The organism is Kitasatospora sp. MBT66 (assembly GCF_000710405.2).
Taxonomy (GTDB): Bacteria; Actinomycetota; Actinomycetes; order Streptomycetales; family Streptomycetaceae; genus Kitasatospora; species Kitasatospora purpeofusca.
This window is the reverse complement of sequence record NZ_JAIY01000009.1, coordinates 126,173-126,684: the sequence shown is the minus strand read 5'-3', so window position 1 is coordinate 126,684 and position 512 is coordinate 126,173. Positions and strand designations below refer to the sequence as shown.

The window sequence follows — 512 nt, the reverse complement described above, 5'->3', positions numbered from 1 at the left end:
CCCCGCCCCACCTGGTACGCGTGACACCCCGAGTAAGGAGCACCCCCGCAATGAGCAGCAGTTCCCCGACCGTCCCGCTGTCCGTCCTCGACATATCGTCCGTCGACTCCGCCGGCCGCCCCGCCGACACCCTGGTCGGCACCCGCCGGCTGGTGGCGGCCGCCGACGAGCTGGGCTTCACCCGGTTCTGGGTGGCCGAGCACCACAACTCGCGCGGGATCGCCGGCTCCGTCCCGGCGGTCCTGCTGGCCGCGCTAGGCGAGCGGACCACCCGGATCCGGATCGGCGCGGGCGGGGTGATCCTGCCGAACCACCCGCCGTACGCCGTCGCGGAGTCCTTCCGGACGCTGGCCGCGCTGTTCCCCGGCCGGGTGGACCTGGGCATCGGCCGCTCGGGCGCGGACCCGGTGCTCTCCCACGCGCTGCGCCGGGCGCCCGACGAGGACTTCCCGGCGGCGCTGGAGGAACTGCTCGCCTTCGTCGACGGCGGCTTCCCGGACGGGCACGTCTAC

The 512-nt window shown here is 75.0% G+C and carries 1 protein-coding gene; it reads left to right on the top strand.

Annotated elements, in window-relative coordinates; all coding sequences use genetic code 11:
- Positions 1-50: 50 nt before the first annotated feature.
- Positions 51-512: MsnO8 family LLM class oxidoreductase (locus BI06_RS46745; protein ID WP_149030470.1), on the top strand; the 462-nt coding region annotated here is incomplete at its 3' end.